Raw genomic sequence first — 12892 nt, 5'->3', positions numbered from 1 at the left:
AACTAACTCGTTACAATCAGCAAAGCAGGAACACTGTGCTCTGACTGGACGGTTAGCTCGTTTTCCTCTTTAAACTTGATAATACAATCAAAGATGTGTTCTCCATGCCCATATTTTGAACTTGAACTAATTGCCAGTAGTGCCGCAGCATTTCCAGATTCTTCTCCGAGAACGATTTCCGTTTATTGTCTGTTCTCGAAAAAAGAAACCATGACTTTCTAACAAAAGACACCACTTGCAAAGTGTACTGTCACCAATGCCTAACTTTATACTGGCATCGTTGGGAGTTATGTACTTCTCCGTTCCCTCCATCGTTCTCACTCCTTTCACCTGTCATCCTAGTACGAACTATACAAAGTCGTAATTCGTATTTGTTTTCTGTTTTTATTTTCATTGATAAATTGTGGAAGGCACTCGGAACTATATGAAAATAAATCAAATGTTAGAGGCACAAAAGAAACGCTCTGAGCTTTGGCCCACACAAATGAATGCCTGTATGACTATAAAAGATATAAAGGCTATTATTCTTAGCCTGATAAGGGTGTGTTTTATGTGACTGAAACTGAATGGGATACAAAACTTTAAAGGAATATGATCACTTAGAATTAGCATGGGTAAGGGGGAAGGCTAAAACATTTATGATACAAATGATATTCCGATTTATTTATCGGGATTTGGTGGAGACAAAGAAAAACGCGGTAAAAGAGTACAACAAAATGGTCTTACGATATCTTAAAGAAAAAATCGGGTAGATGATTTGCGTAATATGCAAATCGAAAGAGATTCAAATCACAAATTGAAAGAAGCCCAATAATCAGGCACTCCTAATTATCTGGCTTCTTTTTTGCCATTTCGTAAAGGAGGATAATGGCGAATATGCTGGCTGGCTTCGGCTTAATTTATAATATGTACAAGCTATTAAAGTGACAGCCTTTTTAAAAAGCATTTATTGAATTGATGAAAAGGTACATTTTTAAGTAGGACAAACTCTCTACCATGTCCCAATGGGTTGTACATAGTATGTAAAGTGTAAAATAGCTTTTCCACTAGCACACAAAGGAGGAGACTATATGGGCAAATATACTGGAGACGGATGCTGGAATAGCGGCTTTGCTTTTCTCCTTGTTATTTTCATTCTTCTTGTAATTACTGGCTGCGCTTGCTATGGCGGTTACGCTAATTAATTTGCACTCAAAGCCTGATAATGGGTTTCGAACCTTCTATCAGGCTTTCCTTTATTCCATTGAAAAAAAGACTATCATGTCAGCGGTTTTTACATATGATACGTTAAACCTCACTATCCCTTATAGGCAATTGGCTAGCCTAAACATCGTGAACACTTAATTCCTGTATATTTCCTCAAAGTGGTATTGGAATGTGGCCACCGTCGTGCCACCTATGAAAAAAGCAAATGTGAGGGTTGATAGATTGTAAAATGCTATAGCCAGATGGTAGATACAAGAGTCAACAATAAAACACAAAGAGGAGCACCAGAATTTTATCCTTTTACTTGGTGAAGCACTTCAATGTCCCTATGTAGGTTGGACAGGGTGTACATTGGAAATACCTCGAATCTAGATTTAATCCAAGATATCATGTCATAAAATGGAAGGGTTCCTTTATGGGTTGATACACAAAAGAATCAGGTATTAACCCTACCGTTTCATAAAAATAATACGTGATAAAAAGGAGAAAATGATGAGAAAACAACTGATTCGATGTACGTTTTTATTTGCATTCCTATTATTTGCTGTTGGTTTCACCGGTACGGCGGCACAAGCTGATCAAATTACCCGAACACAATATGATAAAACATATGGTGTTAAGTCTACTACTACCGTATATTTTACAACGGTACCTTATCGTGATGGAAACGAACTCTACAAAATTACTAAAGTTAAAGGGAAAATACAGGTACTTTCAGGATCACTTCAAGTATTAAAACCAAAAATAAGGCTTGGACAAGTAGGGCCTGGTCCATCTAAATCCGGAAATCTAACTGGTCAAATAAAGGATTATACAATTAGTGGCAAAACTTTATCTTACACAATTTATCCGCCAAAAACTTGGAAACCCGTACTGCTGGGATCCCCTTATAGTCGAGTGGGTGCAACCGTTACAGCAACCATCAAAAGGGGAACGAAGACTTGGTCATTCAAACAAACAAATGCACAACTAAAGTAATTTTCCAATAGTATGGTGTACTCTTAATAGTCAGAGCTTTTGTTATCAACAATTCGTTTGTACCTTCTTCATTGAGCTTTAATAACAATATAATCATTTTTGGGCAAGATAGTTCTTTTGAATTTTATTCCATAAAATAAATTTGAATAGTGACAAAACGTTCACTTCGTTTTAGTGGAACACGTGATTTTAGGGTATCTACTATTAGGTTCCTGCTCCATTTATGTTGAATGCCCGCCATGCTTTAAAAATGAATAATTATTTAAATGTGGGGAGCAGCCCTTGCAGGTTGCCGGTCTTCTTATAATTTTTCCGTGCTGACACTAACTCACGATCACGGCACCTGCAAACCCACATTTTTTTTGAGAACAGTGTCTGAATATTATGTAATTTTTTTCCGCGCATGCTTACACCTCCAAGATTCCATTTTAAATTGATCAACCTGATATCGATTGCGTCCCGGTCGGAACGTGCACCACCGCCTTCGTGGGCACGGATAATATGAGCAAATGAATGACCGCCTAGCGACAGAAGCATCCCAATTGGCGTTCAAGCCCGACAGAATTATACACCTATGATGCCAAATGCGAACATATTGACGGAAAGTGACAGCTATGGTACTGAATCTTATCAATACAATCAAAATAATGATGTTACATCGATTACAGATACGGAAGACGGTGTTACATCGATAGCCTATGATGGGCTAAATGCTGTATCTGAAACGGATCACAACGGAAAGGTATCTTCCGTTGCGAAATATGATGAAAGCGGGAATGGAAATTTAATCGAGTCCAGCGACAACCTTGGTTCTGCGTCCAACCTTCTTATCAACAGCAGTTTTGAAGATGGCGTTGCATCCTGGAAACATTAAGGTATGCAGTATTCCAATTGGTTCATTTTTGGCAAGAATACAAAAAATAGAATAGGATAAAGGACGAGGCAGTATAATAGCTGCCTTATTTGTGTCTTTAAATAAAGTTTTGGTTTACTCATTCAAATAAAAGTTTGAATAATAAAAAGAAATGGTTATAATATAATCAAATGAATATTTGAATATTAGGTGAATGTTAATGATTAATAAAGATACTTGTGAAATTTATTGTTATGACGAAGAAAAAGTTAACCGAATACAAGGAGAATTACAAAAAGAGGATATCTCTAGTGTGGCCCAATTATTTAAGGCACTAGCAGATGAAAATAGGGCTAAAATCGCCTATTCTCTTTGCCAAGATGATGAGTTATGCGTGTGTGACATCGCTAATATTATTGGTTCTACCATTGCTACTGCTTCCCACCATTTGCGTACTCTTCTTAAACAAGGGCTTGTTAAGCACAGAAAAGAAGGAAAGCTTGTTTTCTATTCCTTAGACGATGATCACATCAAACAATTGATTGTAATCGCACTAGCTCATAACAAGGAGTTGAAAGCAAATGTCTGAGCAACAAATAAAGGTAAATGAAAAAGAAGCAAAAACATACCGCATTCAGGGATTCACCTGAGCTGACTGTGCTAAAACGTTCGAAACAAACGTGAAACACCTGGATGGTGTTTCTGATGCGGTAGTTAATTTTGGTGCAGCAAAGCTTACGGTTTATGGTGATACAACCATTAAAGACATAGAAAAGGCAGGAGCATTCGAAAACCTAAAAGTTCGGGATGAAAAAGAACAAAGGGTTGAACGTGAACCGTTTTGGAAGCAAAAAGAAAACATTAAGGTATATATTTCGGCTGTATTGTTGATTATTGCTTGGTTTTTAGGAGAGCAATATGGCGAAGAACACATTCTTCCGACAATTGGATACGCAGCATCTATCCTAATAGGCGGATATTCTTTGTTCCTGAAAGGTCTAAAGAATTTAAGCCGGTTAAAATTCGATATGAATACACTTATGACAGTCGCTGTCATTGGTGCGGCCCTGATTGGTGAATGGGGCGAAGGAGCAACGGTAGTCATCCTCTTTGCTATTAGTGAAGCTCTAGAACGTTACTCAATGGATAAAGCAAGGCAATCCATCGAATCCTTAATGGAAATTGCTCCGAAGGAAGCATTAATTCGCCGGGACAATCGGGAATTGATGGTTCACGTTGATGATATCCAAGTAGGCGATATTATGATCGTGAAACCAGGACAAAAGTTAGCGATGGATGGTGTGGTTGTGAAAGGTACATCCACATTAAATCAGGCTGCTATAACCGGTGAGTCTGTGCCCGTTGCGAAAACCATCGATGATGAAGTTTTCGCAGGTACATTGAATGAAGAAGGTTTGTTAGAGGTTAAGGTAACAAAACGAGTGAAAGATACCACTCTTTCCAAAATCATTCACCTTGTAGAAGAAGCTCAAGCAGAACGGGCCCCTTCACAAGCATTTGTTGATAAATTTGCAAAATACTACACTCCGTTTATCATTCTTTTGGCTTTAATGATCGCTGTAGTTCCTCCTTTTCTTGGAGGAGATTGGAGCGAATGGATCTATCAAGGATTGGCTGTCTTGGTTGTCGGTTGCCCTTGTGCCCTAGTTGTTTCAACTCCTGTAGCCGTGGTAACAGCAATTGGGAACGCAGCTAAAAACGGTGTTTTGATAAAAGGTGGCGTTCACTTAGAGGCAACAGGTTCTTTGAAAGTCATTGCTTTTGATAAGACCGGGACTTTGACAAAAGGTGTTCCAGCTGTTACCGATATGATTACTTTGAAAGGTAATGAACGAAAATTGCTCCAGATAACGTCTGCTATTGAAAAGGGTTCACAGCATCCATTGGCTTCTGCAATTATGAGAAAAGCTGAACAGTATGGATTGGACTTTAACAATGTAATCGTAGAAGATTTTCAATCCATTACCGGTAAAGGTATAAAGGCAAAAGTAAATAATGAAATGTACTTTGTCGGAAGTCCGAATCTGTTTGAAGAGATTCTGCCAAATAACATTGAGGCGGATACTAAAGAGCAGATTACAACCCTTCAAAAACAAGGAAAAACAGTGATGATCCTTGGAACTGAAAAAGAAAATATCGGTTTGATTGCTGTTGCTGATGAAATGAGAAAATCTTCAAAAGGAGTTATTCGTAAGCTGCATCAAATCGGTATCGAAAAAACAGTAATGCTTACTGGAGACAATCAACGAACAGCTGAAGCGATTGGTAATGAAGTTGGCGTGTCAGATATCAAATCTGACTTGTTACCTGAAGATAAATTATCTTATATCAAAAAACTCCGGGAACAACATAAAAGTGTAGCTATGGTAGGAGATGGAGTAAATGATGCACCAGCTCTTGCAGCTTCAACGGTTGGTGTTGCTATGGGTGGAGCAGGAACAGATACAGCCCTGGAAACGGCTGATATTGCTTTAATGTCGGATGATTTAAGTAAATTACCATACACCATCAAGCTAAGCCGGAAGGCATTAGCAATTATTAAGCAAAACATTACTTTCTCATTAGCTATCAAAGCTTTGGCACTACTTCTAGTCGTTCCAGGTTGGCTAACACTATGGATTGCAATATTTGCGGATATGGGAGCAACTTTAATTGTTACGTTAAACAGTCTACGTTTATTAAGGGTACAGGAATAGTAATAATAAGGCTTCCCATATAGGGAAGCCCTTTTAATGGATAGTAAATATTGAAGATGTTGATTGTGAATGATTGCACTTAAACTACCATGAAAATTAAATATCTGCTATTCTCAAAATGATCAGTAAATATAAGACGGGTTATATTTACTAATGGTTCAAACTACTTTTATGTGATTTTAAGGGGTGTATGATATGGTTCCTTTATCACGCAACTATACGGTTGCTTATGTTTGACAAGCAACCGTATAGTTGCATACAATCGACATATGGATTGTGACAAAGACGCTGTATTCAAAGCACTTGGCGACTCGACTCGGCGGGTTATATTAGATGAACTTTCCGAACGTAACGAGCTGACGTTGTATGAACTAACGGCACGTCTCGTTATGAAACACAACCTTTCCATTTCGAGACAGGCAATCGCTAAACATCTAAATATATTGGAAGATGCAGGGCTCGTAAAATCAAAACGAAAGGGAAAATATCGAGTACTTATGTTTAACAAAGAACCACTTAAAAATTTGCTGAAAGCATGGGTAGATTAATTTTATAACTAACGACGAATGTATGAGTTTTTCTATTTGTAGCCAGATTGTTAGAAAAGAACCGTACCTCGCATTTATCAAAGGAGGCCAAAACATGATGAAAATCATTATTACTAGTATATTCGTTCAAGATCAAGACAAAGCATTAGAGTTTTATACAAAAACGCTGGGCTTTGTAAAAAAACATGACATTCCCAGCGGAGCATATAGGTGGATAACGCTTGTTTCTCCTGATGAACAAGACGGTACCGAGCTTTTACTCGAACCTAATGACCACCCTGCTGCCAAAGAGTTTCAACAGAAGCTATTTGCTGATGGCATTCCAGTAACAATGTTTGGGGTTGCAGATATTCGCAAAGAGTACAAACGATTAGTAGAAAATGCAGTAAAGTTTACTATGGAGCCAACAGAAATGGGCGAAGTCACAATAGCTGTCTTCGACGATACATGCGGAAACCTTATTCAGATGATAGAGAAGAAGTAACGTTATGAAGAAAGAGCCCAGTTTCTAGACGACACTATGGGTATGATTAAGACCGGTGAAGTGTTAGTTCAAAAAGAGAGTGTAAATGAATAAATAGAAAAAGGAAGACCTTTTCTTGTAGAATTGAATCTCCACAAGACAATTTACAGAAAAGAGGTCTTCCCTATGAATCAGTTTACAACAGATATTGTTAACGCTCTAGTGAAAAAACAAGATATTGCCGAAGTATTCCGTTCGTATTTAGAAACAGCCGTCAATACGCTGCTGCGACTAAATTAACGGCGTTTTTAGATTACGAGAAATATGATCGAATGGGCTTAACTCAGACAATTTTTACTGAGTATTTTCTTTAATAAATGTTGCCTGATTTGTGTCACGTTGTTTGGTTGGACATAAGATGATATTGCCTGACACCTACCATCAGGGGGTCTATTTAGGCGCTCAAAAGAATGAGCGTCTTTTTTCTGGGCTTGATTAACATAAATAGGATTTATTAACATGAAATTCATCGATAAAATCAGCAAAGGGAATCATGCTATTGCTGTAATACACTATGCATTTATAGCAGTGATTCTTTTGAACTTCCCCCTGAAGGCAAGTTTTCTTCTCATGGATAGATTGAAATTGAGTTGAACGCTTTCCTGCATTAGTGCATAGTTTAGGTGCTTTTCAGTAATATGCGGAATTCTTTTACCCTCTTACAGGATGGCGTATCTGGTATGTATTAATTATCGTATTTATAGGAAGGATAGACCATTACATGCAGTAGGCGTTCCTCCGTTTACCCTTATTGAGAAGAGGGAAGCCTAAACCGGTAACTATTCCACCTGTTATGTTCTTAAAAAAATTAAGTAATTTCGTTGTCAGTACACACCCGCGAGTTGGCATTTTAATTATTCCGAATACGTATGATACTCAGGTAACTGAATGGTGAATTTGGAGCCTTGTCCCAGCTCACTTTCCACCGCTATCGTTCCTTTCATGGACTGAATAATTTGAAAACAACAGAGGGTAAGACCCACTCCAGTACCCTTTTCCTTTGTCGAATAAAAAGGAGTTCCTAACTGATTCATTTCCTTCCTTGTCATTCCCTTACCATTATCTATGATTTCAATCGTCACGATACCGCAGTTCTCAAATACATTTATTTTCAGGGTTCCACCATTGTCCATCGATTCGATTCCGTTCTTAATAAGATTTACCAATACCTGCTTTATTTCGTCTTTTCTCCCTTTAATATAGTGGGAATCATGTATGCTTGTGAGGATGCTGATGTTCTGTATATTGGAATAGGAGAACATAAGTTCAACAGTCTTCTTTACTTCCTCCGATATATTGATGGTAGACAATTCCTGAGTGTGCGGCCTTGCCAAGGAGAGATATTCATTGATGATAGCCTGGGCATGGTCTAATTCTTTCAAAGCAATATCAATATAATTGGAATGCGATTGATCTAACTTCCCGTCACTATGCATAAGCTGAAGGAATCCCCTGACAGTCGTCATCGGGTTCCTTACTTCATGTGCAACAGAAGCAGCCAATTGGCTGACCACATTCATTTTTTCTGCTTGCTGCAATTTTTTACGAATAGATAGAATATGATTGATGCTCTCAATAAAGTATAAAAGAGCCATCAGCAATAACCAAGTGAAGAAATAGAAGATGAGCGCGAATGATAATTGATTTATTTGATCAATAACCACTAACGTTACGATTTTTGCTAAGACAATGATCCAGAATATTAAAGAAACGTCGATCAGTTTACGTTTTGTTTGTTGGAGATTTTTAAGTTTAGAAGTATTAATGGAAAGGAGAATCGTTGCAATGAAATAATGGATGAGTGTCAATTCGAACCCCGACCCGCCATGATAGAACCTGTATAAAAGTAAAGTTAACACCGTTATGATCCCCGGAGCCAATCCGCTGTACAGAAATGACAGGACGACCGGAATCAACCTGAAGTCATATCGATAGCCTTCCGTATATTCCACAGGAAAAGACATGATCAGTAATAAAATACTGTTTATTAATATAGTGAAATTTACTTTTCGGTGTTTTTTAAAGCGCTCATTTAAAAAAAAGTAAAAACAGAAAATGGGAAAAAGTACAAATATCAGTTGATATAAAAGTTGCCCTATATTTGCCAATCTACTTCCCCCTAAAAAATAGTATAGTGATTAATCCTCCTTTGAAGTGAGTTAACCATGAGAGGAAATAGAATTAAAGCAATTTTACTTCAACATTTTCCGATAGTATACATTAACAGTTCGACACATTTTGCATTGCTGGAAGGGATGGCTTAACGAATACTTGAAAGTGGCTACTATCCTACTGTTTTAGTTGGCGGCATAGTCGATATTCTGTATTAACGGTAACTTCTGAAAATCTTGAGTATGATAGTGATTTGAAATTTATATATCTATAAATTACGTCCTCGTATTGAAATAAGAATGGTAAGGATTATTGAGTGAATTCTTTAGCTTAAGTTCCTTAGTAGGGGCATTTTTTAACGGCAGCACTACGGACTGATCAGAAAGAAAGAGCTTTTCTGTCATTCCATACGTGTCGCTTTGGTACTAAATGGCCCGATAACCACGGTCTGTACGGCTAGGGGCCAACATTCCGTGGGTTCCTGTTCCCTTTGCGGCAAAAACACCGCACCGAGCGAGTCGAAAAACCAACCCATCGAAACATATAAAATAAAGAACAAAGGAACCAATAAAATAATGATTGATTATTCTAGTCGATCCAACAATCGTTTAGTGCGGTAGACCAGCAATGCATTTTATATGGAAGGGGATAATTGGAACCCTCATATAAAACTCTAATTAACTTGGCGGGAAAAGTTATATGGAAAGCACAAGCATAATAGTAGCAAAGTGCTACAAAGCCAGCAAAATCTGCTTACTTTAGGTTGATTTTTTTGAATAAACATTCCTGTCACTAAAAATTTGAAAGCTACGCTGAAATTCATAAACACCTTGCTTCTGCCTCCTATCATCATCATCGGGTTACATCTTAAGGCAGTGCGAAACGGTTGCAGCGTGGTGAATACCATGATTCCATGATGATAGCTCTAGTTGCTGTGTGAAAAAGTGGTAGACTTTGTTGAGATTTGGGGCCCATTCATTGATGGATGTGCGACAGAACAAGATAACAATGGGAATATCTCACACCATTTTTTCCGAAAAAAGAATTCGCGGAATATCGTGCTGTCAAAGAGTGGTTTAAAGCAAAACGAATTGACTTTTACGATTTGATGGTTAAATGGCTCAAGGGAATGAGAAGAGATGGGGTTAAACCTTAAATTTTTCCTATAGATATTGTAATGGAAATAGATATTATCCATAATGATTTAAATAATGAACTAATAATTATGATAGTACCAAATTAAATTATTACTTTTTAATTGATTAACGAATGCTTTGGTGTTAATGATCTAATTATTCGAAACAAGTTGTTGGGAGCAATTAAGGGAACGAGTGCCTTTAGAAGATTTAAGGATCATATCATCGATATTGGTATTGAAGAAACATGGTATTCATTTCGTTACGAACGATACAAAGAGACTGTGATAAATTGGTGTAAAGACAATAACATAGCCTATGTGGAATAAAGAAAAAGAGTGATTTTTAATAAGCCGCCACTTTCAGGCCGCTTATTAAGCTAATGGGGCATTATAGCTGAATAACATAATATAAGAGATTTTAGAGGAGGAATAGTAGATGGATATGAAGTATCCAATTGGAAAATTTCGATATGATGGTGAGATTACTTTTACTGTTACAAATGATTGGATAAATGAGATTGAAGATTTACCAAGATTATTAAGAGATGCTGTAAAAGACTTAGACAATAAACAGCTTGATACACCATATCGTTCAGGAGGGTGGACTGTTCGACAAGTAATACATCATCTTACGGATAGTCATATGAATGCCTATGTTCGCTTTAAATTGGCTCTTACGGAAGAAAAACCTGTAATTAAGCCTTATGCCGAAGCGAAATGGGCTGAGCTTTCTGATTATAAATTACCAATTGATATTTCACTATCTCTGCTCGAAGCCTTGCACAAACGCTGGACAAACCTTTTACGAAGTCTAAGTCCTTCGGATATGGAAAAGATATTTATTCACCCAGATTCAGGTAAAGTTTCAGTAGGTAAAAATATAGGAATCTACGCTTGGCACGGTCGACATCATCTTGCACATATTACTTCATTGTGTAATCGTCAGGGTTGGAAAAGGACTTTGTGAAAGATTTCAACCTGCGCTTAACTGGTATTGGAATTATTCTGATTTTCAAGGGGATAATTATGTGCGTACTATAATAAAACTAGTAATATTTAATATGATAACGGTTTGGGTGTTCTCTTATTATGTAGCGATAATTTTTAGAGGGGAGGGTTCGCTCCCCTTATCTATTGACGCAGTTTTTACAGCAATATATTTTGGATTTCCAATTCTTATTCCTATTTCTTTAATTTTGGAGCTAATTACTCATTTCTTTAAAATAAAGCCAGTAATGAAATTGTTTGGCTTAATAATGATAGGAGTAGTATTGAGTTTGATCTTGGAAACTCCTTTTTACCTTGTTCCAATTCTATTTTTTATTTATTGGTTAGTTGAGGTAATTTATATTAAATTAATGCAATTGGATGAATCTAACAAGTTTATATGAGGCTCTATCCTTTAGTAACAGAGTATGTAAGATTACAATGAAATCTTGATTGATTCCAGTTTACAGGCCATATAAAGGGTTAGTAAAAAGGGCAACGTGCAAGCGTTGTCCTTTTTTTAAAACATCTCTTCTTTAACTACCGGGTGCGTTAGTTCACCAAATGTATACAGGGGGTGATGTTTGAAAATACTTTATTACTAAAATATTTTCATACATCATTCCACCATATAATCCGAAGACCCAAAAAATTTACTGGATATTGGCGTGGAACAGTTTTATTCCCGGTATGAACATTGCTCAAATAAGCGGATTGCAAGCGGCAGTGTGTTTATAATGACATAGTGATACAAATGGCTTGGGATATGCAGAGACTTGATGAGTAATATTGTATATATGCCTATTCTTCGGATGGGCTTTTTCTTTTGTGTCCGTTTGTGTTTTATCGACATCGTTACAAGAGGGGTTAACGTTCTACGAACCGACCCAAATGCCACGATAAGTTTAGGTTGCAGATTTACGCGGAAGATCGTTCTTGGCCTATTTTTGTTAAATGGATAAGATTAAAGGGTTACGTATGGCAAATAAGACATAATTATTTCCAGTTTAAATATATACTTCTACAGGGAAATATTACCCTGTTTAGCGAACTTTGAACTATTTAGGTTGGATGGCAACAGTGGCTATCAGGGTATTGGGTGAAGGCGGTGCCTAATACCAAATTGCATCTTAGAAGGGAGGTAGCTAAGTGTGGAATCAGTAGAATTTATAGGTTGGGCAATTTCAGCAATATTAAGTATTGCCTTTGTGTTCTCTTTATTCATGGTTTTACGAAAACCAAAATACCTGATCATACGTGAGAAATACGGTACTAAAATGATGACTAAACAACCGTTTCAAGGCAATAAACGATATTAATCTCCGAAAAAAAGCGGGCAATACCTATAAATAAAGCTACGTTATTCGACCGCGTCTTTTGAATTCTTGCTACTTTATTTAAATCTCTAAGCACAAATGGAAGCATATCAGCATTTACTAACTTTTCTAATGGTTCATCAACCAACGGTATATTACGTTTCTTAAACACAGCGGTTGTAAGGTGCCAAACTCCCACGATTTCCTTGGGTGACTTATTAGATTTAATAAGCATATAAATCCTCCTATTATTTTTTCTTTTTATCTCGCGTAATTTAAGAACGTGGAACATGGCCAACGGTCAATCTTTGTGACTACCAGCGTAACCCCACCATCAAGAAATTACAATGCCAACTTCAGTTCGTTTCGGTTTGTTGTATTCCTTCCTGTAACTTCTCGTAAAAAAGCGTCTGCAACCTGCTTCTTCTAATAACTGTTTCTGTATCCATTATCCTGCCCAACACCTGAATCACAAGCATGTATTTACTCGGAAATTACTCGGTAAAACACCAAA

General features: G+C 37.2%; 12 protein-coding genes and 2 pseudogenes. 11 read left to right on the top strand and 3 right to left on the bottom strand.

Annotation, left to right across the window (positions count from 1 at the left end; genetic code table 11):
• The first annotated feature begins 1070 nt into the window (after nucleotides 1-1070).
• Complete coding sequence (locus CUU64_RS21015; protein WP_101635616.1) at nucleotides 1071-1184, top strand: YjcZ family sporulation protein; 114 nt, start codon at nucleotides 1071-1073, stop codon at nucleotides 1182-1184.
• A 514-nt stretch (nucleotides 1185-1698) separates the two neighbouring features.
• Nucleotides 1699-2184: a hypothetical protein gene (locus CUU64_RS21010; protein ID WP_101635615.1), complete on the top strand. Its 486-nt coding sequence runs from the start codon at nucleotides 1699-1701 to the stop codon at nucleotides 2182-2184.
• A 258-nt stretch (nucleotides 2185-2442) separates the two neighbouring features.
• On the opposite strand, the gene CUU64_RS21005 is transcribed toward CUU64_RS21010, so the two are convergent.
• Entirely contained in the window at nucleotides 2443-2721 is a 279-nt protein-coding gene (locus CUU64_RS21005) for a hypothetical protein (RefSeq protein WP_101635614.1), read from the bottom strand.
• A 37-nt stretch (nucleotides 2722-2758) separates the two neighbouring features.
• Between CUU64_RS21005 and CUU64_RS21000 the strand changes: the two genes are divergently transcribed.
• The 6 genes and pseudogenes from CUU64_RS21000 to CUU64_RS20975 all read left to right on the top strand — a co-directional run.
• The gene (locus CUU64_RS21000) at nucleotides 2759-3058 is read left to right on the top strand and encodes a hypothetical protein (RefSeq protein ID WP_101635613.1); all 300 of its coding nucleotides are present in this window, start codon (nucleotides 2759-2761) and stop codon (nucleotides 3056-3058) included.
• 199 nt (nucleotides 3059-3257) lie between these two features.
• Nucleotides 3258-3626 carry an ArsR/SmtB family transcription factor gene (locus CUU64_RS20995; RefSeq protein ID WP_101635612.1) on the top strand — a complete coding sequence of 123 codons (369 nt, stop codon included), beginning with the start codon at nucleotides 3258-3260 and terminating at the stop codon, nucleotides 3624-3626.
• Nucleotides 3619-5754, top strand: a complete 2136-nt coding sequence (locus tag CUU64_RS20990; protein ID WP_101635611.1) for a heavy metal translocating P-type ATPase — start codon at nucleotides 3619-3621, stop codon at nucleotides 5752-5754. Before CUU64_RS20995 ends, CUU64_RS20990 begins: the two co-directional genes overlap by 8 nt.
• A gap of 269 nt (nucleotides 5755-6023) precedes the next feature.
• Nucleotides 6024-6302 (top strand): ArsR/SmtB family transcription factor, encoded by a 279-nt coding sequence (locus CUU64_RS20985; protein ID WP_101635693.1) that lies wholly within the window; start codon nucleotides 6024-6026, stop codon nucleotides 6300-6302.
• A 97-nt stretch (nucleotides 6303-6399) separates the two neighbouring features.
• Complete coding sequence (locus tag CUU64_RS20980; protein ID WP_101635692.1) at nucleotides 6400-6786, top strand: VOC family protein; 387 nt, start codon at nucleotides 6400-6402, stop codon at nucleotides 6784-6786.
• 165 nt (nucleotides 6787-6951) lie between these two features.
• Nucleotides 6952-7103 (top strand): annotated as a pseudogene (locus tag CUU64_RS20975) (IS256 family transposase); the annotation flags it as partial.
• 576 nt (nucleotides 7104-7679) lie between these two features.
• Here CUU64_RS20975 and CUU64_RS20970 read toward each other — a convergent pair.
• On the bottom strand, nucleotides 7680-8933 hold the full coding sequence (locus CUU64_RS20970; RefSeq protein ID WP_101635610.1) for an ATP-binding protein: 1254 nt from the start codon (nucleotides 8931-8933) through the stop codon (nucleotides 7680-7682).
• Between the two features lie 1034 nt (nucleotides 8934-9967).
• Between CUU64_RS20970 and CUU64_RS23270 the strand changes: the two are divergent.
• From CUU64_RS23270 to CUU64_RS20955, 3 genes and pseudogenes are all read left to right on the top strand, one after another.
• Nucleotides 9968-10093 (top strand): annotated as a pseudogene (locus CUU64_RS23270) (DUF2750 domain-containing protein); the annotation flags it as partial.
• A 102-nt stretch (nucleotides 10094-10195) separates the two neighbouring features.
• Nucleotides 10196-10402 carry a UPF0158 family protein gene (locus tag CUU64_RS20960; RefSeq protein WP_101635609.1) on the top strand — a complete coding sequence of 69 codons (207 nt, stop codon included), beginning with the start codon at nucleotides 10196-10198 and terminating at the stop codon, nucleotides 10400-10402.
• A 109-nt stretch (nucleotides 10403-10511) separates the two neighbouring features.
• On the top strand, nucleotides 10512-11042 hold the full coding sequence (locus CUU64_RS20955; RefSeq protein ID WP_101635608.1) for a YfiT family bacillithiol transferase: 531 nt from the start codon (nucleotides 10512-10514) through the stop codon (nucleotides 11040-11042).
• 1304 nt (nucleotides 11043-12346) lie between these two features.
• Here CUU64_RS20955 and CUU64_RS20945 read toward each other — a convergent pair.
• Nucleotides 12347-12613, bottom strand: a complete 267-nt coding sequence (locus tag CUU64_RS20945; RefSeq protein WP_101635606.1) for a hypothetical protein — start codon at nucleotides 12611-12613, stop codon at nucleotides 12347-12349.
• Nucleotides 12614-12892 lie beyond the last annotated feature (279 nt).

It is taken from the genome of Bacillus sp. V5-8f (assembly GCF_002863565.1).
Taxonomy (GTDB): Bacteria; Bacillota; Bacilli; order Bacillales; family DSM-1321; genus Peribacillus.
The sequence above is the reverse complement of the archived record's forward strand: the minus strand, read 5'-3'. Positions and strand labels throughout refer to the sequence as shown.

Coding starts and splice junctions, on each gene's coding strand:
- CUU64_RS21015 (WP_101635616.1), top strand. CDS start 1,071: ATGGGCAAATATACTGGAGACGGATGCTGGAATAGCGGCTTTGCTTTT.
- CUU64_RS21010 (WP_101635615.1), top strand. CDS start 1,699: ATGAGAAAACAACTGATTCGATGTACGTTTTTATTTGCATTCCTATTA.
- CUU64_RS21005 (WP_101635614.1), bottom strand. CDS start 2,721: ATGCTTCTGTCGCTAGGCGGTCATTCATTTGCTCATATTATCCGTGCC.
- CUU64_RS21000 (WP_101635613.1), top strand. CDS start 2,759: ATGATGCCAAATGCGAACATATTGACGGAAAGTGACAGCTATGGTACT.
- CUU64_RS20995 (WP_101635612.1), top strand. CDS start 3,258: ATGATTAATAAAGATACTTGTGAAATTTATTGTTATGACGAAGAAAAA.
- CUU64_RS20985 (WP_101635693.1), top strand. CDS start 6,024: ATGGATTGTGACAAAGACGCTGTATTCAAAGCACTTGGCGACTCGACT.
- CUU64_RS20980 (WP_101635692.1), top strand. CDS start 6,400: ATGAAAATCATTATTACTAGTATATTCGTTCAAGATCAAGACAAAGCA.
- CUU64_RS20955 (WP_101635608.1), top strand. CDS start 10,512: ATGGATATGAAGTATCCAATTGGAAAATTTCGATATGATGGTGAGATT.
- CUU64_RS20945 (WP_101635606.1), bottom strand. CDS start 12,613: ATGCTTATTAAATCTAATAAGTCACCCAAGGAAATCGTGGGAGTTTGG.